This window comes from Bradyrhizobium sp. HKCCYLRH3097, from assembly GCF_051167875.1.
Classification (GTDB): domain Bacteria; phylum Pseudomonadota; class Alphaproteobacteria; order Rhizobiales; family Xanthobacteraceae; genus Bradyrhizobium.
Genome location: NZ_JBNPTX010000002.1, coordinates 392,494 through 415,482, shown reverse-complemented (window position 1 = coordinate 415,482; position 22,989 = coordinate 392,494). Strand labels below are relative to the sequence as shown.

The following is a 22,989-nucleotide window of genomic DNA, read 5'->3' as shown; positions in this document are numbered from 1 at the left end:
ACCTACTGGCCGGAAAGCGGCTTTGCCGTGACGATGTCGTCGGCCCTGACCCAGCCCGGCGAGCCGACCGCGAAGCGGGTTTTTGCACGCGAGGCAAGCTCGCGCGCCGTCTTGTTGTCGCCACGCAGGAAGGCGGCCTGCGCCGAGGCGAGATCCGCCTCCGCATAATCGCCCTTGCGACCGTAGGCCATCGCGAGCTGGGAATAGCCGAGCGGCGCCTCGGATTCGCGCGCGACCGCCGCGCGCAAGATCGAGATCGCCTCGTCAGTGTAGGCTTTGTTCTCGGATGCCACCAAGGCCTGACCAAGTAACATCTCGATGAGCGGGGCGTTATTGGACAGGTGCACCGCCTTGCGCAGCGGAGCGATCGCCTCAGTGGGGCGGCCGCCCTCCAGCAGGGCTTGGCCGCGGACCTCGTAGAAATAGGCGTTGTTGGGTTGCACCTGGATCAGGGCATCGATCTGGCTCAGGGCGCTGCGCAGGTCGCCATGCAGGTAGGTGGAGATTGCCCTGGCGTAGCGGGCGGGCAGGCCGGTGTCCGACAATGGATAGCGCCGTGCCACCGTGTCCGGCCGTTCCATGAAGGCCGAGATCTTGGCACGGACCATGTCGTGGCGGAGCTGCAATGCGGGGTCGTCCTTCTTGTCCCAATAGGGGCTTTGACGCGCGAGGCCCTCGAGCGCCTCGACGCGATCGGCCGGCATCGGATGTGATTGCAGATAGGGGTCGGCGCCGCGCGCGGCGAACAGGCTCTCATTGGTGAAGCGCTTGAACGTCTCGTACATGCCCTTCGGCGATTGCGCTGTCGCAGTGAGGAATTTCACCCCCGCACGGTCGGCGTTCTCCTCCTGCTGACGCTGATACGACAACAGCGATCGGCGGATGACCTCGCCCGGGGCCGACAGCGTCGCGGCGCCGGCATTGGCAAGGCCGCTGCCGCCGCCGCGCGCGCCGACCGCGAGGGCGCCGGCGCCGAGAATGGTGGCGATGATCATCTGGGTCTGGGCGGTGGCGAGCTGCTGGCGCAGCTTGGCGAGATGGCCGCCGGCGAGATGGCCGGTCTCGTGCGCGAGAACGCCGATCAGTTGGTTCGGATTTTCCGACTGCAGGATGGCGCCGTAATTGACGAAGATGCGGCGGCCGTCGGCAACGAACGCGTTGAAGGACGCATCGTTGATGATGACCATCTGGATGTTCTGCTTTTCGAGCCCGGCGACGCGCAGGATCGGCCGGGTATATTCACGCAGCAGCACCTCGGTCTCGGTGTCGCGCAGGATCGGCGGTCCCTTGCCTTGCTGCGCCGATGCAGGCGCGAGCGGCGCCAGCGTCACGGCCGCCGCGACGACCGCGGCAAGCCCGCCGGACAGTTTCTTGCGAAGCACGATACGGAGCGACATCAGGCGATCTTTGCAATTGGCGCGAGGCGCGAGACGGGCTATTGCCCACCAAACGGCGGAATGCGGCTCATCTGCGGCGAACGAGGCCCATGGGCTGACCCCGACCGGTTCACGGAGCGGGTCCGAACAGCCGGGGTCAATAGCAGATATCGATGGTGGATGCGACAGTGATACCGACATTGGAACAGCGGATCGCCGACCTGACGGCACCGTCCGCGCGCAGCAATGTTCCGCCGTTCATGGTGATGGACGTGATGGCTGCGGCCGAGCGGATCGAGGCGGGCGGTGGACATGTCATCCACATGGAGGTCGGCCAACCGGCGGCGCCTGCGCCACGAGCGGCCATTGCGGCCGCGCATGCCGCGCTCGATCAGGCCCGCATCGACTACACCTCGGCGCTCGGTCTGCTGTCGCTGCGACAGCGAATCGCGCGGCACTATCGCGAGACGCACGCTTGCGAGGTCGATCCGGCGCGGATCGTGATCACGACGGGATCCTCGGCCGGATTCATCCTGGCGTTCCTGGCCATGTTCGAGCCCGGCGACCGCGTGGCCGTGACCGTGCCGGGCTATCCGCCCTATCGCCATATCCTGACGGCGCTGGGCTGCGAGCCGGTGCTGATCGAGACCACGGCGGAGAACCGTCACGCCCTGACCGGCGAAGCGCTGCTCGCCGCGCACCGCAAGACGCCGCTGAAGGGTGTGCTGGTGGCAAGTCCCGCCAATCCGACCGGCACCATGATGTCGCGTGAGGCGCTGGGCGGTGTCATCGCAGCCGCACGCGACGCCGGCATCCGCTTCATCTCCGACGAGATCTATCATGGTCTGGACTACGCGTTTCCGGCGGTGACGGCGGCGGAGCTGTCGCGCGAGGCCCTGATCATCAACTCGTTCTCGAAGTACTTCTGCATGACGGGCTGGCGCATCGGCTGGATGGTGGTGCCAGATGCGCTGGTGCGGCCGATCGAGCGTCTGCAACAGAACCTCGCGATCTCGGTTCCGACCCTGTCGCAGATCGCGGCGGAAGCGGCGTTCGACGGCCGGACCGAAATGGAGGCCATCAAGCACGGTTACCAGGAGAACCGGCACATCCTGATCGAGGGTTTCCCGAAGGCCGGCCTGACCCGGTTCCTGCCGGCCGACGGCGCCTTCTACCTCTATGCCGACGTGTCCGACTTCACCTCCGACAGTTTCGACTTCGCCAAGCGGATGCTGGAGGAGACCCATGTGGCGGCCACGCCGGGCGTCGACTTCGATCCGATCCACGGCCGCAGCTTCGTGCGCTTTTCCTATGCGCGTTCGGCCGAGGACATGCGTGAGGCGGTGGCCCGGATCGCGCGCTGGTTAGGCTAGGGCGCGCGAGCCGCGTGCACTGACCAACATCATCGGCAACGGCATCGCCGCCGTGTTCGTCTCGTGGCGCGAAGACGAACTCGACCATGATCTCCTGCAGCGACGGCTCAATCAGCAGATCGATCCGTCGGATGTCGAGCCGGCCGTGACGACCGGCTGAGCGGCCTCCGGTCGGTCGTCACGGTCAAGAACGATCGCCATACGAAGAACGCCATATGAACAACGCCCGGCCAATCTGGCCGGGCGTTTTGCATCGAAGCGTCGGAGAGCGGGGGCTTACTGCCCGCCACCGAAACGGCGGGACCACCAGCCGGCCCGGCGCGGGGCCGCAGGGGACGAGGAATCGGTGGCCGCCGGTTCGGAGGCAACCGGTCCGGACGCCGCGACGTCGACAGCCGGAGTGGGTGCGCTGCTCTCGGCGACGTTGACGGCTGAAACCGCGCCCTCCGGCCTCGGCTCGGTGAGGAAGCTGACCTTCTCGCGAACCGTCGAACGGCGTGGGGTCTTCTCGGATTCCGTCTTCGGAGCCTCGCTCTGCTGCACTTCGGGCTGCCCCGGAGCAGCCTGTGGCATGGGCACGGAGGCGCCAGCGACTGACTCATCGGCCTCGGTTGCGGCCGACGCATGGACCGGCGCCGCAGGTTCTGCCGGCTCTTCCTCGTCGTGGTGGGAAGCGCCATTGCCGTCGAAATCGGCCACGGCGGCCTCTGCCTCCGATGCCGAAGCCGGCGCGAGCTCGTCGCCGATCGACGCGGCGAGACCTTCTTCCGCGCCACCGCGCCGACGACGACCGCCGCGGCGTCCACGCCGGCGCGGACGCCGCTCGCCGCCAGGCTGATCCGTCTGCTCGCCTTGTGCGAACGCAGGCTGTTCCTCCGACTCGTCGTCTTCGCCGTCGGTGTCCTCGGCTGACTGCTCGGCGGCAGAGCCCGGCTCGGCGGGCTGCAGTCCGGCCGTGCCTTCTGGGAGCGCGCCCTCGCGGGCCTCGCTGCCGCGGCCACGCCGGCGCCGTCGCCGCTTGCGGCGCGCGCCGTCCCGCTCGCCTTCGGCTGCGCTGCCGTCGGCTGCGTCCTCGGACAGGCCTTCGGTCTCCTCGGTCTCGACCTCGGATTCCGTCTCGATATCGAACGGTTCTTCCTCGTCGTAGATTTCCTCGGCCGCCAGCGGCGGGGCGGAGGCCTGCGCGGCGAGCAGCGCCTTGGCGGCCTCGAGCGTGTGCACCTGCTCGCCCCGATCGATGATGAAGGATTGCTGGCCGCTCACGCTCGGATCGGCGATGACGGCGAGCGAGACCTTGAAGCTGTTCTCGAGGTCACGCAGATGGCCGCGCTTGTGATTGAGCACGTAGAGCGCCACCTCGGTGCGGGTGCGGACCACGAGATTGTGGGTGGCGCCCTTCATCAGCGTCTCTTCGAGGCTGCGCAGCAGTTGCAGCGCCACCGAGGACACCGAGCGCACGTGACCGGTGCCGCCGCAATGCGCGCACGGCTCGGTCGAGCTTTCGAGCACGCTGGCCCGGATGCGCTGCCGCGACATCTCCAGAAGGCCGAAATGCGAGATCCGGCCGACCTGGATGCGCGCGCGATCCTGCCGCAGGCAGTCCGACAGCTTGCGTTCCACGGAGCGGTTGTTGCGCTTCTCGTCCATGTCGATGAAGTCGATGACGATCAGCCCGGCCAGGTCGCGCAAACGGAGCTGCCGCGCCACTTCCTCGGCCGCCTCCATATTGGTCTTGAGCGCTGTGTCCTCGATGTGATGCTCGCGCGTGGCGCGGCCGGAGTTCACGTCGATCGAGACCAGCGCCTCGGTCTGGTTGAGCACGATATAGCCGCCCGAGCGCAGCTGCACGGTCGGCGAGAACATCGCGTCGAGCTGGCTCTCGACGCCCATCCGGGAGAACAGCGGCTGGCCGTCGCGATACTGCTTCACCGCCCGGACATTGGTCGGCATCAGCATCTTCATGAAATCGTGCGCCTCGCGGTAGCCGTCTTCGCCGGCCACGAGGATCTCGTCGATCTCCTTGTTGTAGAGGTCGCGCAGCGAGCGCTTGATCAGCGAGCCTTCCTCATACACGAGGGTCGGGGCCTGCGACTTCAGGGTCATGTCGCGGACCGTTTCCCAGAGACGCAGCAGATATTCGAAGTCGCGCTTGATCTCGGGCTTGGTGCGGTTGGCGCCGGCGGTGCGCAGGATCACGCCCATGCCCTCGGGCACGTCGAGGTCCTGCACCACTTCCTTCAGGCGCGAGCGGTCCTGCGCCGAGGTGATCTTGCGGCTGATGCCGCCACCGCGCGCCGTGTTGGGCATCAGCACGGCATAGCGGCCGGCCAGCGACAGATAGGTCGTCAGCGCCGCGCCCTTGTTGCCGCGCTCCTCCTTCACGACCTGCACCAGCATCACCTGGCGGCGCTTGATGACTTCCTGGATCTTGTACTGCCGGCGCGGACGGAAGGTGCGCTCCGGCACTTCCTCCAGCACGTCATCGCCGCCGACGGATTCGACGAGCTCTTCCTCGATCTCCTCGCCGTCGTCCTCGTCGTCCTCATGGTCGCCGGACGCGGTGTCGGAGCCGTTCTCGTCGCCGGGCACGATGGTGACGCCGTGATCAGCATGTTCGCCCACGGCAGCGACGTCATCGTCGTCGTGCTCATCGTGATCATGCTCATGATGGTGGTATTCGTGATGTTCGTGCTCATCATGCTCGTGCTCGCCGTCATGATGCTCGTCGTGACCGTGGTGCTCATGGTCATGCTCGTCGTCGTGCTCGTCTGCCGCGACAGCCGGGCTGGCCGCCTCGGCAGGGTGCGAGCCGCCGGTCTGCGCGCTCGCGGCCTCCGCAGCTTCGCCGGAGGGCTGCTCGGCAGCAGCGTCATGGTCCTGCGCGGCGACGGCATCAGGCTGGCGGTCGGCATGCTCGCGCGATTCGTCGGCTGCGCCCTGCCAAGCTTCGCCCGAGGCGTCCCGACCTTGAGCCTCGACCGGGCCTTCGGAGAAGCCCTGCGCCTCGCTGGGAGCGGTCGCGTCGGCGTGCGGCTGATCGTCCTGCGCATAGGCGCGGTGGTCTTGCGCCTCGTGGTCGGCCTCGTGCCCTTCGGTCGGGGCAGGGAGGCCCGCCTCGGCGACCTCGACGATCTCGCTCTGGACCCGTTCGCCGCTGCCGCGGCGCCGTGAACTGCGGTGCCGGTTGCGGCGGCGGTTGGAGCGGTTCTCGCTTTCCTCTTCGGCTTCGCGGTGCGCGCGCTCCTCGGCCTCGATCAGAGCCTGCCGGTCGGCGACCGGGATCTGATAGTAGTCCGGATGGATTTCGCTGAAGGCCAGGAAGCCGTGGCGGTTGCCGCCATACTCGACGAAGGCGGCCTGCAGCGAGGGCTCGACCCGGGTAACCTTGGCCAGGTAGATGTTGCCGCGGAGCTGCTTGCGTTGGGCCGTTTCGAAATCAAATTCCTCGACGCGGTTGCCGCGGACGACAACGACCCGGGTCTCTTCCGGGTGGGTAGCATCGATCAACATCTTGTTGGGCATATTGGAACTCTTGGAGGCGACGGGCGCGATTGGCCGCGAGCGCGTGGCGCGCTGTCGGATGACGCGACGGTCCACCTGATTCGGGGGTGAGGGGAAGGCCTAAACGCAGCTGGTCGCGCCGCGCCAACCCTGATGCCGGCGGGGCGATTGGCCGGACGGGGGTCTGGCCCCGCATCGGCGCGGATCGTCCGCTGGTCATGGTTGGCAACTCAGTCTGGCGCATCAAGCGTCGGCCCGTCTGGAATATGTGGGCGGCAGCGGGTGCCGCCTTCTCTGTTGCCGAAGGCCAGATTGCGCCGAAACGCTTGCCTGGATCGAATACCCACCCTGTCACGGGTGCGGTATCAGGCTATACCGTGTCTGACCTGGTGCCCGGGCGGTCTCTGCGAGGAGGCGCCCTGACAGGCGCCACTCGGCTCGTGACCGGCTCTCCGTTGCGGCCGCGCGGGATCGCGCAGGCTTTGGTGGAGCGTCGGAAAGGCGCTGGACTCTTCGCAACGACCGAGGACCCGATATCGAGCACCCCGATCACGAAGCTTCCGGCGTTTCACCGGAGGTTGAACGCGACACAACCGGCAGTAAGGATTAGCCTTCAGCCCTTCGTACATACGAGGAATGGTCAGGTCGCGCAAGCGAAGCGTCGCGGAACCGCAACAATCGGTGGCCTTTAACGAAAATGACAAAATTTGGCGGTTAACCCCTGGGATTGGTTGCGGTAAGACGATCCCGCGGAGGCATCGATTTGGCAATTGGCCGGGCGAATTACCTTTCCTTGCTGGGATGCGCGTCGCTGTGCGTCACGCAAATGTTATGTGCGGCGGTCATTCCGGCCCGCGCCCAGAGCGGGCCGGTCGGCCAGGTGCCGCCTGCCGTGGTCGGGCCCGGGTTCCCCATCGCCACCGACGCACGGGTCGCCGGCGATTCCCGACAGACCCGATTCGTGCTCGATCTCGACCGGACGGTGCCGTTTCGAACCTTCCTGCTCAGCGAACCCTATCGCGTCGTCGTCGACCTGCCCCAGGTCAGCTTTCATCTGCCCACTGGAGCCGGGACCAGCGGCCGTGGTTTGGTGAAGGCGTTCCGCTATGGGATGGTGATGCCCGGTGGGTCCCGCATCGTCTTCGATCTCACCGGCCCGGCTCGAATCGCCAACTCCACGGTGCTGGATGCCGCCAACGGTCAGCCGCCGCGGCTGGTGCTCGAACTGGAGGAGGTCGACGAGGCGACCTTCGCCCGCGCCATCGGCAGCGACAGCCGTCTTGCGCCCAGGCCTGCCGATTCAGGTTCCGCGACGGCGTCGGTCGCGGTCGCAGGAAACCCCGCGCCGGCAGTCCGGCCGCCGCCGACGACGGTCGCCATCGCCCCCCCTCCGACGGATGGTCCGCCGGACACCCGGCCCGTGGTCGTGATCGACCCCGGTCATGGTGGTATCGACTACGGCACCCAGGGCGGCGAGGTGCCGGAGAAGAATCTGGTGCTCGCCTTCGGCCAGGCGCTGCGCGACCGGCTGGAACGGTCGGGCAAGTTCCGCGTGATCATGACTCGCGACGACGACACCTTCATCCCGCTTGGAGACCGGGTCCGCATCGCCCAGAAGCAGTCGGCGGCTCTGTTCGTCTCCATCCACGCCGATGCGCTGCCGCGAGGTGAGGGCACTGCGCAGGGCGCGACCATCTATACGCTGTCGGACAAGGCGTCCGACGTCGAGGCGGAACGGCTGGCCGAGGCCGAGAACCGGGCCGACCAGATCGGCGGGGTCAATCTGACCGAGGAGCCGGCTGACGTCGCCGACATCCTGATCGATCTGGCCCGCCGGGAAACCCGCACGTTTTCCAACAGGTTCGCCCGTGTGCTGATGAACGACATGAAGACGGCGGTGCATATGCATAAGCGCCCGCTGAAATCGGCCGGTTTCCGCGTGCTCAAGGCGCCCGACGTGCCATCCGTGCTGGTCGAACTCGGCTATGTCTCCAATAAGGGCGATATGGGGAACCTGGTCTCCGACGCATGGCGGTCGCGCACGGCGGACGCAATGGCGCGGGCGATCGATGCCTTTCTGGCCAAGCGCATCGCCAACGCGGGCCCCGAGAGGCCGGACAAGCCGGCGGCGGTACGCGCAAAGCCCTAGTTTGGCCACAGCAACATCCGTATAAACGTGCTGCGAGGCACCCGGAATCAGTGAGGATTCCTTCTCGGCAGACTTGTGATAGGCTTGACCGCTGATAGGCTTGACCATGCGTTTCTCTGGCATGGGTCACGCGGCATTGCAGCCGACCGTGTGATTTTTGGCGGTAGCGCCTGTGGGTGCGCCGCGTCCGAGCCGAGAGACGAAACAAGAGTTGGAACGGATATTCGCCGATGCGCTTTCTGGTGCGGTTTTTGGGCTTCCTGTTCGCGGCCGGTACCGTCTTGTTCCTGGTCGGTGTGGCAGCAGCGGCCGGCCTGATCTGGCATTTTTCCAAGGACCTGCCTGACTACTCCCAGTTGCAGGATTATGAGCCGCCGGTGATGACGCGCGTGCACGCGGTCGACGGCTCGCTGGTCGGTGAATATGCCCGGGAGCGCCGGCTGTACCTGCCGATCCAGGCGGTTCCCAAGCTCGTGATCAACGCCTTCCTCGCCGCCGAGGACAAGAACTTCTACGAGCATGGCGGCATCGATTTCACCGGCATGGCGCGCGCCGCCGTGGTCTACGCCCAGAACTTCGGCTCCAATCGCCGTCCGCAGGGCGCCTCCACCATCACCCAGCAGGTCGCCAAGAACTTCCTGTTGACCAACGAGGTGTCGTTCGCCCGCAAGATCAAGGAAGCGCTGCTGGCGATGCGCATCGAGCGCACCTACTCGAAGGACAAGATTCTCGAGCTCTATCTCAACGAGATCTATCTCGGCTCGGGCGCCTATGGCATCGCCGCGGCGTCGCTGGTCTATTTCGACAAGTCGGTGAACGAGCTCACCGTGGCGGAGGCGTCCTATCTCGCCGCGCTGCCGAAGATGCCGGGCAGCCTGCATCCGATCCGCAATCGCGACCGCGCCATCGAGCGCCGCAACTACGTCGTCGATCGTCTGCTCGAGAACGGCTGGATCAAGCAGGCCGACGCCGACAAGGCGCGCAAGGATCCGCTGACGATCGCGAGCCGCAACACCGGCGCCCACATCTTTGCGGGTGAATATTTCGCCGAGGAAGTTCGCCGCGACATCTTCGAGCGCTATGGCGAGAAGAAGCTCTACGAAGGCGGCCTGTCCGTCCGGACGACGCTCGATCCGAAGATTCAGGTCATGGCGCGCAAGGCCATGGTCGCCGGACTCGTGAGGTACGACCAGGAGCAGGGCTATCGCGGGCCTGTCTCCAAGCTCGATACTTCGGGCGATTGGGGGGTGAAGCTCGCCGACATCAAATCGCTCTCGGACATCTCACCGTGGCGGATGGCCGTGGTGCTCGAGACCAGTGACCAGTCCGCCCGCATCGGCTTCCAGCCGCCGCGCGAACTCGGCGGCGCCGTCAGCAAGGAACGCCAGACTGGCCTGATCACGCTTGACGGCGTGAAATGGGCGCGGGCTGCGACGGCTAATGGCCGTGGCAAGGTGCCGACGTCGGTCGCCCAGGTGCTGCAGCCGGGCGACGTGATCTATGCCGATCCGCTGTACAAGGAAGGCAATCCGGTCGAAGGCCAGTATCGCCTCGAGCAACTGCCCGAAGTGTCCGGCGCGATGGTTGCCATGGACCCGAACACCGGCCGTGTGCTCGCGATGGTCGGCGGCTTCTCCTTCGACCAGAGCCAGTTCAACCGCGCAACACAGGCCTACCGGCAGCCCGGATCGTCATTCAAGCCGATCGTCTATTCTTCGGCGCTCGACAACGGCTATACGCCGTCGACCCAGGTCGTCGACGCACCAATCGAGATCGACCAGGGGCAGGGCGGGCAGGTCTGGCGCCCCGACAACTTCTCGAACGGCAAATATCTCGGGCCCACGACCTTGCGCAACGCGCTGCGTCTGTCGCTGAACACGGTGACCGTGCGTCTCGCGCAGGACGTCGGCATGCCGCTGATTTCCGAATACGCCAAGCGGTTCGGAGTCTATGACGAGCTGCCGAATTACCTCTCCTACGCCCTCGGCGCCGGCGAAACCACGGCCATGCGCATGGTCACGGCCTATTCGATGATCGCCAATGGCGGCCGTCGGGTGAAGCCGACCTTGATCGACCGCATCCAGGACCGCTACGGCCACACCATCTTCAAGCATGATGCCCGCGAGTGCCGCGGCTGCGACGCACCGGACGGCTGGAAGAACCAGAGCGAGCCGCAGCTGGTCGACCGCCGGGAGCAGGTTCTGGATACGATGACGGCCTACCAGATCACCTCGATGCTCGAGGGCGTGGTGCAGGCGGGCACGGCGACCGTGCTGAAGGAGGTCGGCAAGCCGATCGCCGGCAAGACCGGCACCACCAACGAGGCCAAGGACGCATGGTTCGTCGGCTTCTCGCCGGACCTCGCCGTCGCCATCTACATGGGTTACGACAAGCCCCGGCCGCTCGGTAGGGGTAATGCTGCGACCGGCGGTCATCTGGCCGCGCCGATCGCAAAAGACTTCATGAAGCTCGCGCTGGCCGACAAGCCGGCCACGCCCTTCAAGATCCCGGCCGGCATCAAGCTGGTCCGTGTCGATGCCAAGACTGGCATGCGCGCGAGCCCTGGCGACGGCGGCCGCACGATCATGGAAGCGTTCAAACCTGGTACGGCGCCGCCGGACAACTACTCGGTCATCGGTGTCGCCGACGCCGATGGACGCGTGATGCCGTCGCAGAGCGGCGGCCAGCCTGATGCTGGCAGCTTCATCATCCGTCCAGGCACGGGAAGCCTCTATTAGGCATTGGGCCGGCTGAAACTGATGTCGGTGCGGTGCAGAGCGATTGCGCTTTGCGCCGAGCGCCGTTACATCCCCTGTGAGAGACGATGCTGCGGCGCTTCGAGCCGTGGCCTGAAGAGAGCGACATGCGCGCGGAAATCGAGAAAATCGTAGAAGAGATCAAGCAGTCGGTCGGGCTGCTGAGGAGGCATCTTTGACGTCGAGACATCGACGGCAAGGCTGGCCGAGCTGAACAAGCTCGCCGAAGACCCCAATCTCTGGAACGACCCCCAAAAAGCTCAGCGGCTGATGCAGGAGCGGACCTCGCTGGAGGATTCGCTCACCGGCATTGGCAAGGTCGAACGTGAGCTCAGCGACAATATCGAGATGATCGAGCTTGGCGAGGCCGAGAACGATCCCGGTGTCGTCACTGAAGCCGAGAATGCGCTGAAGGAGCTGAAGAAGGAGGTCGCGCGGCGCGAGCTCGAGGCGCTCCTGTCCGGCGAAGCCGACAAGTTCGACACCTATCTCGAGGTCCATGCCGGCGCCGGCGGCACCGAGAGCCAGGACTGGGCGCAGATGCTGCTGCGCATGTACGCCCGATGGGCCGAGAAGCACGGTTTCAAGATCGAGTATCTCGAAGAATCGTTGGGCGAAGAGGCCGGCATCAAGTCGGCGACCATCCAGATCTCCGGGCATAATGCCTATGGTTGGCTGAAGACTGAAGCCGGCGTGCATCGCTTGGTCCGAATCTCTCCGTTCGATTCGAATGCACGCCGCCACACCTCGTTCTCTTCGGTGCAGATCTTCCCGGTCATCGACGACAGCATCAAGATCGACATCAAGGAGTCCGATGTCCGCGTCGACACCATGCGGTCCGGTGGCGCCGGCGGCCAGCACGTCAACAAGACCGAATCGGCGGTCCGGCTGACGCACATCCCAACCGGCGTTGCCGTGGTCTGTCAGGCTGGCCGGTCACAGCACAAGAATCGCGCCCAGGCCTGGGACATGCTGCGCGCACGCCTCTATGAGATCGAGCTGAAGAAGCGCGAGGAGAAAGCTGCGGCCGACCAGGCGGCCAAGACCGAGATCGGTTGGGGCCACCAGATCCGCTCCTACGTGCTGCAGCCGTATCAGATGGTGAAGGATCTGCGCACGGGCGTGCAGACGTCCGACACCGCCGGCGTGCTCGACGGCGATCTCGACGAGTTCATGGCGGCGACGCTGGCGCAGCGCGCGTTCGGCACGACGCCAGGCGCTGCGATCGAGGACGTCGATTGAGCGTGGCGCGCGTTGCCTTCATCGGGCTCGGGCGCATGGGCCATGGTATGGCCGGTCGTTATCTCGACGCAGGCTATTCCGTGGCGGTCTGGAATCGCAGCCGGGCGAAGGCGGAGGATCTGATCGCGCGCGGCGCGCGCTGGTCGACCTCGCCAGCTGATGCGGCAATCGATGCCGATGCGGTCGTTACGATGGTGGCTGATGACGACGCCTCGCGCGCGGTTTGGCTCGGGCCGGATGGCGCCGCGGCCACCATGCGGGTCGGCACGATCGCGATCGAATGCTCGACCGTATCGCGCGACCATGCGCTGCGTCTGTCGCGCGAGCTGGATGCGCGCGGCGTGACCTATCTCGACTGCCCGGTGACCGGGCTGCCCGACGCGGCCGCGAGCGGCAAGCTGACCTTGCTGGTCGGTGCCGACGCTGCCGATCTCGACCGCGCGCGGCCGTATCTGGCGCCGATCGGCTCGACCATTCGCCATTTCGGGCCCGTGGGCGCCGGGACAGTCTACAAGCTGATCAACAACCTGCTTGGCGCGATGCAGATCGCAGGTCTTGCGGAGGGGCTCGCAATCGCCGAGCAGGCCGGCCTCGACATGAAGCTCGTGCTGGAGGCAATCCAGAGCGGCGTCGCGGCGAGCCCCCAGGTTCTGCGCCACGCGCCGCGCATGATCGCGCGCAACTTCGCCGATGCAAGCTTCACCGCGGCGCTCCGTCACAAGGATGCAGCCTATGCGCTGCAGCTCGCCGAGCAGCTGCTTGGTGAGCGTCCCATCATGGCCCAGGCAGCCGTCGATGCTTATGCGCGGGCGAAGGCGGCGATGCCGGATGAGGACGAAGGCCGCATGATCGAGCTGGTGTCGCGGCCGAGATCCATGCCGTAGGCACACCAACGGAAAGCGGGTGGACGGCGCGAGGCTTCGCCTGCAAGGCTCGCGCAGATGAAACAGCGGTTTGCGGCGATGACATCCCAGAACGAGAGCATGGACGCGCGGGACTGGTCGCTGCTCTGCCTGCTCTCGCTGCTGTGGAGCGGATCGTTCATCTTCAACGGCCTCGCCTTGAAGGAATTGCCCCCGCTGACGCTGGTGCTGCTGCGCATCGTGCTGGCGGCGGCGATTCTGCTGCCGGTGGCGCGACTGCGTGGGCTCGGCTTTCCCAAGGGGATTGTCGGCTGGCTGCCGTTCCTTGCCGTGGCGCTGTTCAACAATGTCGTGCCATTCTGCCTGATCGTGATCGGCCAGACGTTCATCACCTCCGGCCTTGCTGCTGTCCTCAATGCGACGACGCCGCTGTTCACAATCGTGGTGATGGCCGCCGCGGGAGAGGAAAGGCTGTCGGCCCGGCGGGCAGCGGGTCTGGTCGTCGGCCTCGTCGGGGTCGTGATCCTGCGGGGCGGACCGGGGCTCGGCGGCTCGGCAGGCGGCTACGGCATTCTGTTCGGTCTTGGCGCGTCGCTCAGCTACGGCATCGCCGCGCTGCTGGTGCGCCGCCATCTCGCCCATTCGCCGCCGCTTGCAACCGCCACCTTCCAGCTCTCGGCGTCCAGCGTGATGATGCTGATGGTCGCCGGCGCGGTCGACCAGCCCTGGCGTCTCCCGCTTCCCGGACTGCAGACCTGGGTCGCGGTCATAAGCCTTGCGGCGCTGTCGACGGCGTTCGCCTATATCGTGTTCTTCCAAATCCTGCGCCGCTCCGGGGCGACCAACGTGATGCTGGTGACGTTGTTGATCCCGTTGACGACAATCCTGCTCGGGTCGCTGGTGCTCGGCGAAAGCATCTCGTTGGGAGAGATCAGCGGCGCGCTGGTGATCGGGAGTGCGCTGCTGGTGATCGACGGTCGCATCTTCAGCGTCATTCGCCCTTCACCGCGACCGTCCTGCTGAACTGCACGCGCACCATCACTTCGTGCCGAACATCCGATCGCCGGCGTCGCCCAGACCGGGCACGATGTAGGCGTGGTCATTCAGCTTCTCGTCGATCGCCGCGGTCCAGATCGGGATGTCCGGATGCTCCTTCTCGAACTTGGCGATGCCTTCCGGTGCCGCCAGCAGGCAGACGAAACGGATGTCGCGGGCGCCGCGCGTCTTGAGCAGCTCGGCAGCCGCGCAGGCGGAGTTGCCGGTCGCGAGCATCGGGTCCATCAGGATCACCGTGCGGTCGCTCAGGTCCTGCGGCGCCTTGAAGTAGTACTCGATGGCCTGCAGCGTGTTGGGATCGCGGTAGAGTCCGATATGGGCGATGCGCGCGGACGGCATCAGCGCCAGCATGCCGTCGAGGAAGCCGACGCCGGCGCGCAGGATTGGCGCAAGCGTCAGCTTCTTGCCGGCGATCTTCGGCGCCTTCATCGGCGCGATCGGCGTTTCGATGTCGACCAGCTCGAGCGGCAGGTCGCGCGTGACCTCGTAGGCTAGCAGCATGCCGATCTCGTTCAACAGCTCACGGAAGCCCTTGGTCGAGCGGTCACGCTCGCGCATCAAGGAGAGCTTGTGCTGGACCAGCGGGTGATCGACGACGTGAACGCTCGTGTTTGCCATGATTCAAGTCCAGCAGGATCGCAGGTTCTGTGGGAGATGGATGCGTGCCAGGCTCATGGCAGCACCTCGCGGCGGTCGGCGAGCATCGTCTCCGCCTGGCTGCGGCGCTCGGAGAGGAGCCCGGCGCTGACGTCCTGGATCAGGTTGAGCAGCACCTGCGCATCGCTGAGCCGCGGCACGGTCACGTAGTCGGCGCCGGCAGCGTAGAGGTCGTTGACGTCGGCGAGCAGGTCGGCGGTCGCGATGATCTTGGCCGTTGCATTGATGCTGCGGACATGGCGCACCAGCTTTTCGTTATTGGCACCCTTGAGCAGCGAATCCGGGATACTCAGGATGATCAGCTCGGCCTGGCCCACCCCCGCATGAATCAGCGTGTCGACGTTGCTGATGTCGCCATAGGTCACCTGGATGCCGCGATCGGACAAGGTTCGGAAGACGACGGGGTTGAAATCGACCACGCCGATCTGCTCCAGCAGCGCTGGCTCGTTGCGCTCGATCTCGCTGAGCAGCGCGCTTGCCGTGCGGAAGAATCCGAGGAGAACGATCGGCCGTCCGGCGCCGTGTCCGCCCTCATGTCCGGCCTCGCCATCCTTGCTTGCATCGAGGTCGCGCAGACCGATCCGCTTGAGCAGCGGGATACTTCGCCGCGCGATCGGATCGGAGCGTACGATGACGAAGGTCGAGAGCACGGCGAGCAGCACGAAAGCAAAGGACGCTGCGCTCGACGTGCCGTTCTTGAGGTGCCCGGCGGCGGCGCCGGTCTGGATCACCACCAGCGAGAATTCGCTGATCTGGGCGAGGTTGAGCGCCGGCAGCAGGCTGGCACGCAGGCCCTGCCGCATCATGTAGAGCGGCGTGAACGTCGTGAGCAGCCGGCTCGCCACCGTGAACAGCGCGATCACGAGCGCCAGCCCCACCACGGACATCGTCGGGATCGGGATCGTCATGCCGAGCGCGACGAAGAACAGCGTGATGAAGAAATCGCGCAACGTCGTGACCTTGGCGGTGACGTCGAGCGCGTAGGGGAAGGTCGACAGCGAGACGCCCGCGACCAGCGAGCCCATCTCGCGCGACAGGTGCAGCCTTTCAGCGATCTCGCCGATCAGGAAGCACCAGGCCAGCGCGCCGAGCAGGATCAGCTCCGGAGTACGCGCGATGCGATGGAACACCGGCGGCAAGACGTAGCGGCTGAGGAGCAGGGCGATCGCGACCAGTGTGCCGGCGCGGGCGAACGACAGCAGGATCACGCTGACATGGAGGTCGTCGAGGCTCGGCTGCACCGCCAGGAACAGGATCGCGAACACGTCCTGCAGCACGAGCACGCCGAGCGTGATGCGGCCGGGCAGGGTGTCGAGCTCGCGCTTCTCGTACAGCACCTTGACGATGATGACGGTCGAGGACAGCGCGCAGGCGACGCAGAGATAGAGTGCGTCGTAGCTCTCGGCGCCCATCCGCATGCCGATCGCGACGAAGAACAGGATGCCGAGCGCGGCACCCCCGAGCAGTTGGACCCCACCGGCGATCAGAATCACCGGGCCGGCACGGATGATCTTCTTGAGGTCGATCTCGAGCCCGATCATGAACAGCATGAAGATCAGGCCGAGCTCGGAGATCACCGAAATCGACTCCTGGGACTTGACCCAGCCGGTGCCGAAGGGGCCAATGGCGAAGCCCGCGACCAGATAAGCGAGAATCGAGGGCTGGCGCCATCTATGTGCCGCCAGTCCAAGCACCCACGCAAACAGGATGCAGAGCGTGATGTCGCCGATCAGTTCATGCATGAAGCAACCCCCAAGGCGGCAATTTATGTCGCGCCGCCGCGCAAGGAAACCCGCAATCTGTCACATCCGGACCGGCGCATTCGCGCTGCTGCTCATCGCAGCTGTTGCGGCCGGCGCGGCGCAGGCCGCCGACGACGTGACCACCGCTTTCGCGAGCTCGCTGACGCCAGTTCCGGCGGAGCCGGTCACGGTCACGGGCGCCGTCTATGTCCCCGTCTATTCCAGCGTTGCGATGACCCCGGGCCGGGTCCAGGCCGATTTCTCGGTGACGCTGAGCATCCACAACGCCTCCGAGCAGCGGCCGCTGATCGTCCGGCGCATCAACTATTACGATACGGCCGGCACGCTGGTGGAGGCGCATCTGCGCGAGCCCGTCGCCTTGAGGCCGTTCGCGACCGTCGAGGTCTTCGTGCCCATCAAGGACACCCGCGGCGGCACCGGCGCCAATTTCGTCATCGACTGGGCCGCGACCGGTGAGATCGCCGAGCCCGTCGTCGAGGCGCTGATGGTCGGCGGCATCGGCGCCGGCTATTACGCCTTCATCAGTCAGGGCCGCCCGATCCGGCTGACCGGGCGGTGAGCGCGGGGCGGCTCAGGCCGCCCGCACGTTGCCGAGGAATCGGTCGACCTCCTGCCGCAGCCGGTCGCTCTCCCGCGACAGCGACTGCGCCGCCGACAGCACGTTGCCCGAAGCAGAGCCGGTCTGCGAGGCGCCGCGCTGGACGTCGACGATGTTGGTGTTGACCTCGGTGGTGCCGCGCGACGCTTCCTGGATGTTGCGCGAGATCTCCTGCGTCGCCGCGCCCTGCTGCTCGACGGCGGCGGCGATGGTCGAGGAGATTTCCGACAGCCGCTCGATCGTCGTGCTGATCTCGCGGATCGCCGACACCGATTCCTGTGTCGCTGCCTGGATGCCCGAGATCTGCTGGGCGATCTCACCGGTGGCCTTCGAGGTCTGCTCGGCGAGCGCCTTGACCTCGGACGCGACCACGGCGAAGCCGCGGCCGGCATCGCCGGCGCGCGCCGCCTCGATGGTGGCGTTCAGCGCCAGCAGGTTGGTCTGGCCGGCGATGGTGTTGATCAGCTCGACCACGTCGCCGATCCTCGCGGCTGCCTTCGAGAGCTCGTTGACGCGGTCGTTGGTGGTGCGCGCCTGATCGACGGCGCCGTTGGCGATGCGCGCCGATTCCTGCACCTGGCGGCTGATCTCGGTCACCGACGAGGTCAGTTCCTCGGTGGCCGAGGCGACCGACTGCACGTTCGTCGCGGCCTGCTCGGACGCGGCGGCCACGGTGGTGGCGAGCTCCTGCGAGCGCGTCGCGGTCGAGGTCAGCGTGCCGGCGGACGTCTCGAGCTGCGACGAGGCCGAGGACACCGTCTGCACGATGCCGCCGATCGCGCTTTCGAATTCGCTGGCGAGCTTGTTCATTCCGGCCTTGCGCTTGACCTCGGCCGAGTGCTGCACGGCCTTCACTTCCTCGCTGTTGAAACGGACGATCGCCTGCACGGTCTGCAGGTTGCGCAGCGCCTCGCCGAGCTCGTCGTCGCGCTCCACCGGAATGCGGTTGTCGAGCTTGCCGGCGGTGATGTTCTGCATGGCGTCGTTGAGCACCTTGAGCGGCCGCAGCACCGCGCGGATGCTCTGCAGGCTGAACGTAGCGCCGATTCCGATACCGGCCAGGATCATCACAGAAATGATCGCGAGCACCACCAGATATTGTCTCTCGGCCTCCTCGTAGAGCGCCTTGCCTTCCTTCACCTGGATCTGAACGAGCTTGTCGAGCTCGTGCTTGGCGGCCTCGAACAGATCATGCCCCTTGGTGGCGATATGCTGGCTCGCCTCGTCGAACTTGCCCTGCTCGAGCAGAGCCAATCCCGGCCTGATGCCTTCCTCCAGATAGGCCTTGCGCTTGATCGCGAAGGCATCGGCGACGATCTTCTCCTCCGGCGTCAGGTAGCTCGCCATGTAGTCGGCCCAGACCTTGGTGATCCTGGCGCTGTTTCCGTCCACCAGCGCCCTGATGCCGTCGATCGGTTTTCCGGCCTTGCCGTTCGCCGCCGCAGACTGTTGCGACGACATGTTCTGCAAGGTGCGATCGTTGATCTCGAGCAATTGCGCCAGCGGGATCGTGCGATCCTCGTACAGCGACTTCATGGCGACGTTGGTGGAGCGGGTCGACAGCAGGCCGGCCGCGCCGATGATCAGCATGAACACGCCCAGCACCGCGGCCAAGGTCGTCAGGCGCGCCCTGAGCGTACCCGTGAAGAGCGACAGGCGGTCGAACACCGAGCGGCGGCGGATGACGCCCGCGCTGATCGCGTAGCCCTGCGCCTTGTTCTGATTCAACAGCCCGTAGACCTTCTCGGCCTCGGCGCGCTGCTCGGCCGGCAGCTTGGTGCGGATGGAGGTGTAGCCCGTGATCCGGCCGTTCTCGCGGATGGGGGATGCGCTCGCCAGTACCCAGTAGAAGTCACCGTTCTTGCGGCGGTTCTTGACGGCGCCGGCCCACGGCTTGCCTTGCTTCAGCGTGTCCCAGAGATTGGCGAATGCGGCCTCCGGCATGTCGGGGTGGCGGATGATGTTGTGCGGCTGGCCCATCAGCTCGTCGGGGGTGAAGCCGGCGGCATCGACGAACTGGTCGTTGAAGTAGGTCAGCTTGCCCTTCAGATCGGTGCGCGAGACGATCAGCGTCTCGTCGGTGATCGGGTATTCGTTGTGGGTGACAGGCAGATTTTTGCGCACGGTATGACTCCAAATTGTCCCACCTGCATGCGGACACTGGATGCAGAGTTTCAGATCACCGCCTAGAAGGCGCCGACTCCTTAAAAGTTGCGTAAAACCTAGGCACCGTACGACTACGCACTGCTCATAAAGGTTGCAATTTGTATGGAATGCTCGCTCTCGCGCGCAAGTATGTGATTCAGCGTGCAGAAAGAGCTCCCGCGGCGCGGTGCACCCGGGGTTTTCGGCAGCGCCCCCTCGACGCGAGGGTGCAGGGAATGCCGGGTGAAGGCCTCACCCATGGCCCGCCTGCGAGAAGAATGCAGGCGGCAGGTACCACAGGCAAAGCCGTAACCGGCATTCCCTGCGCGATGGTTTTAACAACTTATACGCGATCTCCCCGGGGACCGGCTTTCTTGCCCCCGTCATCCGCGCCAGCGCATCTGCACCGGCACGAACTTGGCGCCAGCATCGGGGCGCCAGGACCACGCGACTTCATCGTCCGCGACCGCCATGCCCGTCGTGCATCGCAGCCCGCGTCCACCGCATCCCGCCCCAACGTCCGTGACGACGCGTACGCCCCTCGCAGAGAGGGCAGGATGGGGGGATCATACATGATTTCTGGAAAAAAGAAATAACAAAATCGCGTGGGAGAATTCGGATGAGGGAGTTGCTGCCGGGCGTGGTCCTCCCCTTCAGCCGAATGATGGGCACCCGCCCGCGGTGGGGCCGGCCACGTCTTCGTGCTCCCGGCCAAGCGATGATCAGCCGCGTGGACCGTTTCGGCGGTCCGCTTGGCCGTTCTTCACCGGTTCACGCGCCGGGCGGCTCTTCCGTTCGAAAGCCCGCCGCGGCGATGCCGGCGATCGCGCAGGCTTCGTCATTGTCGCCGAGATCGCCGGAGATGCCGACGGCGCCGAGCACCTGCCTGTCCGGTCCGAGCACCAGGACGCCGCCGGGCGAGGCGACGAGGCGGCCGCCGGTCGTGGCTGATAGCATCGTGAAGAATGTCGGCATGTTGCCGGCGCGACGGCTCAGCTCGCGTGATCCGAAGCCCATGCCGAGCGAGCCGAAGGCCTTGCCGAAGGCGATGTCGAAGCGGACGATGCCGGCGCCGTCCTCGCGCTGATAGGCGATCAGGTGTCCGCCTGGATCGAGCACGGCGACCGCGAGCGGCGCGAGGTTCTTCGCACGCGCTTCGCGCAGCGCGGCGTCGATGATGATCACTGCGTCGGCGAGCATCAGCATGATGTGCGGTTCCTCATTCAATCTGCGATAGTGCCTCAGACGAACATCGCGAGGATGCCGAGAGGGTTCTCGGGCCGCGGAACGCGGAAACTGATCGTCTTCCAGTCCGCAGCGGCCGGCCGTTCCAGGCAGCGATCGAGCCAGCGGTCGACATGGGGCCATGGTGACATGTCGAGCGTGCCGAGCCGGGCCAGCGTCATGACGGCGGCGACATTCAGGTCGGCCACGGTGAAGCGGCCGCTGACGAGATAGGGCCTCTCGGTGAGATGCCGATCGAGGACCGCCAGCGGACGGCCGAGCTTGGTGAGCGCGATCCCGAGCTCGTCGGCATCGCGCTTGTCGGCATCGAACAGGACGCGATTGGCTGCGGCGAGAAGCAGGGGCTTCTCGATCTCGGTCACGACCCAGAAGCTCCACTGGGTGACGAGCGCGTCTTCTTCCAGGGTGGCCGGAGAAAGGTCGCTGCGGTAGCGGCGCGCCAAATGAAGGTTGATCGCGAGCGACTCGAACAGGCGGATCTCGTCGGAGACGAACGCGGGCACGCGTCCGTTGGGATTGATCTTCAGGAAGTCCGGCGTGTGGGTGCTGCCGTCGGTGAAGCCGGTCGGAACGTGCTCGAAGTCGAGCGCGAGCTCCTTCAGCATCCAGGCGCAGCGATGCGCGCGCGAGTGCATCGAGCCGTACAGACGTATCATGGTGTTTCCCCGGTTGTGACAGGCCTGCTGCGAGGCTCTTTGTCATTGGAGTGTTTGTCGTTCAGCGCGAGGCGCTGGCGGATCCGCGGCTGGCGCCTCCGGTGGCCGGATGCGTTAAAGGACGTCGGCGTTCACCCAGATGCCGTGGAAACCCTCATGCACCCGGCACGGGAAGCGGATTGTCGCAATGGGGCCGGCCGACAGATTGCGTGCGTCGAGGATGACGAGATCGGTGCGGTTCTCCGCCCGCCGTCCGACGATGCTGAGCAGCCAGCCGTCGCCCTCGGCTGCGTGCGCGCTGTGGGGAACGAAGCATGGCTCCTCGGGCGAGCTCTCGGGGCCGGCGTAGTAGAAGTCGAGCTTGCCTGTCTCCTCGTCGAAATGTCCGAGGCAGGTGAAGGGCGGTCCCTTGGGGCCGAAGGGCAGCATCGGGCCGAGCCTGGGATTGTTGGTGCCGAACCAGAAGTGCCGGACGCGGGCCATCGCGAAGCGCTGGTCGATGACCGGCATCTCGCCGATGTGTCCGATGAAGCGCGAGATGTCGATGGCGCCAGATGCACTCGACAGATCGATCGTCCAACGTTCGCCGAAGGGCGGCAGCTCCTTGGCCTCGGGATCGCGGATGTCCGGGAACTGGCTGAGCCAGCCGGACTCCGTGACGAACTGGTCGAGCACCAGGCGGCTGCCGTGCTCCCAGGCGTTGAAGGTGTGGGTCTGCATCGCGAGCTTCGGCGCGGTGAACCAGCGGATGCCGGCCACGCCCTGCCGGCGCGGGATCACGGCGACATGGGTCTGCCTGTGGCTGTCCCAATGCCAATAGGGCTCGCCCTTCCTGACGCGATCCCAGTCGCAGACCATCGGGCAGATCACGAAGGCGATGTAGTTGCGTGATACCAGGAAGTCGTGGACCATCGAGCAGTAGGGCGCGGTAAAGCGCTCGGTGCGGGTGAACTCGCCGTCCGGCGCGATGGTGTAGAGCTCGATGTCATTGCTGGCCGTGCCCTCGCAATTATAGGCGAACGCGATGCACTCGCCGGTGAGCGGGTCCATCTTGGGATGGGCGGTGAAGGTGCGGCTCCGGAGCTGGCCGCCGAAATCGGTCTCGCCACGGGTCTCCAGCGTGACCGGATCGAGCTCGTAGGGGCGGCCGGATTCCTTCAGGGCATAGAGCTTGCCATGGTGCCACATCACCGAGGTGTTGGCGGTGTTGGCATCCTCGCCCGCCACCTCGGGTGAATCGGTGAACGGATTGCGATAGGCGCCGAACAGCGCCTTGCGCGCCTGCCGCTCGATCAGGAACTTGCGGGTGCGGACGTAGCGCATCGCCAGATCGGCATGACCGTTCTGGATGCGGACCATGTGCACCATGCCGTCGCCGTTGAGGAAGATGTCCTTGCCCAGCAGGGGCGGGTAGGTGTGGTCGGCGCTGTTGCGGTAGTAGACGCCTTCCAGCCCCGCCGGAATGCGGCCGATCACCTCGAGGTCGTGCACCTCGCCCTCGATCCGTACCGGAGCGGCATAGCCGGAGAACACGATATCCTGCGGAAACTCCAGGCCGTTGTGCTGCGTGACGTGCTTGTTCATGGGACTCTCCTTGGGGGCAGGGGGC

General features: G+C 65.9%; 14 protein-coding genes and 2 pseudogenes. 8 read left to right on the top strand and 8 right to left on the bottom strand.

Annotated elements, in window-relative coordinates:
• Positions 1-2: 2 nt before the first annotated feature.
• The gene (locus ACQR0U_RS07505) at positions 3-1,397 is read right to left on the bottom strand and encodes a M48 family metalloprotease (RefSeq protein WP_316191228.1); all 1,395 of its coding nucleotides are present in this window, start codon (positions 1,395-1,397) and stop codon (positions 3-5) included.
• A 152-nt stretch (positions 1,398-1,549) separates the two neighbouring features.
• Here ACQR0U_RS07505 and ACQR0U_RS07500 point away from each other — a divergent pair, with 152 nt between their 5' ends.
• The gene (locus ACQR0U_RS07500; RefSeq protein ID WP_315826864.1) at positions 1,550-2,749 is read left to right on the top strand and encodes a pyridoxal phosphate-dependent aminotransferase; all 1,200 of its coding nucleotides are present in this window, start codon (positions 1,550-1,552) and stop codon (positions 2,747-2,749) included.
• 7 nt (positions 2,750-2,756) lie between these two features.
• Positions 2,757-2,909: pseudogene (locus tag ACQR0U_RS07495) on the top strand (dicarboxylate/amino acid:cation symporter); the annotation flags it as partial.
• Between the two features lie 116 nt (positions 2,910-3,025).
• Here ACQR0U_RS07495 and ACQR0U_RS07490 read toward each other — a convergent pair.
• Complete coding sequence (locus tag ACQR0U_RS07490) at positions 3,026-6,271, bottom strand: Rne/Rng family ribonuclease (RefSeq protein ID WP_316225436.1); 3,246 nt, start codon at positions 6,269-6,271, stop codon at positions 3,026-3,028.
• Between the two features lie 805 nt (positions 6,272-7,076).
• On the opposite strand from ACQR0U_RS07490, the gene ACQR0U_RS07485 reads away from it, so the two are divergent.
• From ACQR0U_RS07485 to ACQR0U_RS07465, 5 genes and pseudogenes are all read left to right on the top strand, one after another.
• On the top strand, positions 7,077-8,399 hold the full coding sequence (locus ACQR0U_RS07485) for an N-acetylmuramoyl-L-alanine amidase (protein WP_315751757.1): 1,323 nt from the start codon (positions 7,077-7,079) through the stop codon (positions 8,397-8,399).
• A gap of 230 nt (positions 8,400-8,629) precedes the next feature.
• A complete protein-coding gene (locus ACQR0U_RS07480; protein ID WP_315712186.1) occupies positions 8,630-11,137 on the top strand; it encodes a penicillin-binding protein 1A in 2,508 nt (835 codons plus the stop codon).
• 125 nt (positions 11,138-11,262) lie between these two features.
• Positions 11,263-12,397 (top strand): peptide chain release factor 2 gene (prfB, locus tag ACQR0U_RS07475; RefSeq protein WP_315712184.1). Its coding sequence is split into 2 segments (ribosomal slippage): positions 11,263-11,331 and positions 11,333-12,397, totalling 1,134 coding nucleotides; the frame shifts between segments, so codons are not numbered across the junction.
• A pseudogene (locus tag ACQR0U_RS07470) lies at positions 12,376-13,281 on the top strand (NAD(P)-dependent oxidoreductase); the annotation flags it as partial. The gene prfB and the pseudogene ACQR0U_RS07470, both read left to right, overlap by 22 nt.
• A gap of 57 nt (positions 13,282-13,338) precedes the next feature.
• Positions 13,339-14,283: a DMT family transporter gene (locus ACQR0U_RS07465; protein ID WP_434842987.1), complete on the top strand. Its 945-nt coding sequence runs from the start codon at positions 13,339-13,341 to the stop codon at positions 14,281-14,283.
• Positions 14,284-14,298: 15 nt separating this feature from the next.
• Here the strand turns inward: ACQR0U_RS07465 and upp are convergent, their stop codons facing one another.
• Both upp and ACQR0U_RS07455 read right to left on the bottom strand, forming a co-directional pair.
• The gene (gene upp / locus ACQR0U_RS07460) at positions 14,299-14,934 is read right to left on the bottom strand and encodes a uracil phosphoribosyltransferase (RefSeq protein WP_315751689.1); all 636 of its coding nucleotides are present in this window, start codon (positions 14,932-14,934) and stop codon (positions 14,299-14,301) included.
• Between the two features lie 53 nt (positions 14,935-14,987).
• Complete coding sequence (locus ACQR0U_RS07455) at positions 14,988-16,715, bottom strand: cation:proton antiporter (RefSeq protein ID WP_315712180.1); 1,728 nt, start codon at positions 16,713-16,715, stop codon at positions 14,988-14,990.
• Positions 16,716-16,740: 25 nt separating this feature from the next.
• Between ACQR0U_RS07455 and ACQR0U_RS07450 the strand changes: the two genes are divergently transcribed.
• Positions 16,741-17,295: a DUF3124 domain-containing protein gene (locus ACQR0U_RS07450; protein WP_316184977.1), complete on the top strand. Its 555-nt coding sequence runs from the start codon at positions 16,741-16,743 to the stop codon at positions 17,293-17,295.
• 12 nt (positions 17,296-17,307) lie between these two features.
• Here ACQR0U_RS07450 and ACQR0U_RS07445 read toward each other — a convergent pair whose 3' ends face one another.
• From ACQR0U_RS07445 to ACQR0U_RS07430, 4 genes are all read right to left on the bottom strand, one after another.
• Positions 17,308-19,458, bottom strand: a complete 2,151-nt coding sequence (locus ACQR0U_RS07445) for a methyl-accepting chemotaxis protein (RefSeq protein ID WP_315826870.1) — start codon at positions 19,456-19,458, stop codon at positions 17,308-17,310.
• A 792-nt stretch (positions 19,459-20,250) separates the two neighbouring features.
• Entirely contained in the window at positions 20,251-20,685 is a 435-nt protein-coding gene (locus ACQR0U_RS07440; RefSeq protein WP_315826871.1) for a GlcG/HbpS family heme-binding protein, read from the bottom strand.
• 35 nt (positions 20,686-20,720) lie between these two features.
• Entirely contained in the window at positions 20,721-21,380 is a 660-nt protein-coding gene (locus ACQR0U_RS07435; RefSeq protein WP_315751685.1) for a glutathione S-transferase family protein, read from the bottom strand.
• A gap of 114 nt (positions 21,381-21,494) precedes the next feature.
• Entirely contained in the window at positions 21,495-22,964 is a 1,470-nt protein-coding gene (locus ACQR0U_RS07430; protein ID WP_434842989.1) for a carotenoid oxygenase family protein, read from the bottom strand.
• Positions 22,965-22,989 lie beyond the last annotated feature (25 nt).

What these genes read in the sequence shown, in the direction of transcription:
- ACQR0U_RS07465 (WP_434842987.1), top strand. Translation starts at nt 13,339, where the DNA reads ATGAAACAGCGGTTTGCGGCGATGACATCCCAGAACGAGAGCATGGAC.
- ACQR0U_RS07455 (WP_315712180.1), bottom strand. Translation starts at nt 16,715, where the DNA reads ATGCATGAACTGATCGGCGACATCACGCTCTGCATCCTGTTTGCGTGG.
- ACQR0U_RS07430 (WP_434842989.1), bottom strand. Translation starts at nt 22,964, where the DNA reads ATGAACAAGCACGTCACGCAGCACAACGGCCTGGAGTTTCCGCAGGAT.
- ACQR0U_RS07450 (WP_316184977.1), top strand. Translation starts at nt 16,741, where the DNA reads ATGTCGCGCCGCCGCGCAAGGAAACCCGCAATCTGTCACATCCGGACC.
- ACQR0U_RS07480 (WP_315712186.1), top strand. Translation starts at nt 8,630, where the DNA reads ATGCGCTTTCTGGTGCGGTTTTTGGGCTTCCTGTTCGCGGCCGGTACC.
- upp (WP_315751689.1), bottom strand. Translation starts at nt 14,934, where the DNA reads ATGGCAAACACGAGCGTTCACGTCGTCGATCACCCGCTGGTCCAGCAC.
- ACQR0U_RS07485 (WP_315751757.1), top strand. Translation starts at nt 7,077, where the DNA reads ATGTTATGTGCGGCGGTCATTCCGGCCCGCGCCCAGAGCGGGCCGGTC.
- ACQR0U_RS07435 (WP_315751685.1), bottom strand. Translation starts at nt 21,380, where the DNA reads ATGATACGTCTGTACGGCTCGATGCACTCGCGCGCGCATCGCTGCGCC.
- ACQR0U_RS07500 (WP_315826864.1), top strand. Translation starts at nt 1,550, where the DNA reads ATGGTGGATGCGACAGTGATACCGACATTGGAACAGCGGATCGCCGAC.
- ACQR0U_RS07490 (WP_316225436.1), bottom strand. Translation starts at nt 6,271, where the DNA reads ATGCCCAACAAGATGTTGATCGATGCTACCCACCCGGAAGAGACCCGG.
- ACQR0U_RS07505 (WP_316191228.1), bottom strand. Translation starts at nt 1,397, where the DNA reads ATGTCGCTCCGTATCGTGCTTCGCAAGAAACTGTCCGGCGGGCTTGCC.
- ACQR0U_RS07440 (WP_315826871.1), bottom strand. Translation starts at nt 20,685, where the DNA reads ATGCTGATGCTCGCCGACGCAGTGATCATCATCGACGCCGCGCTGCGC.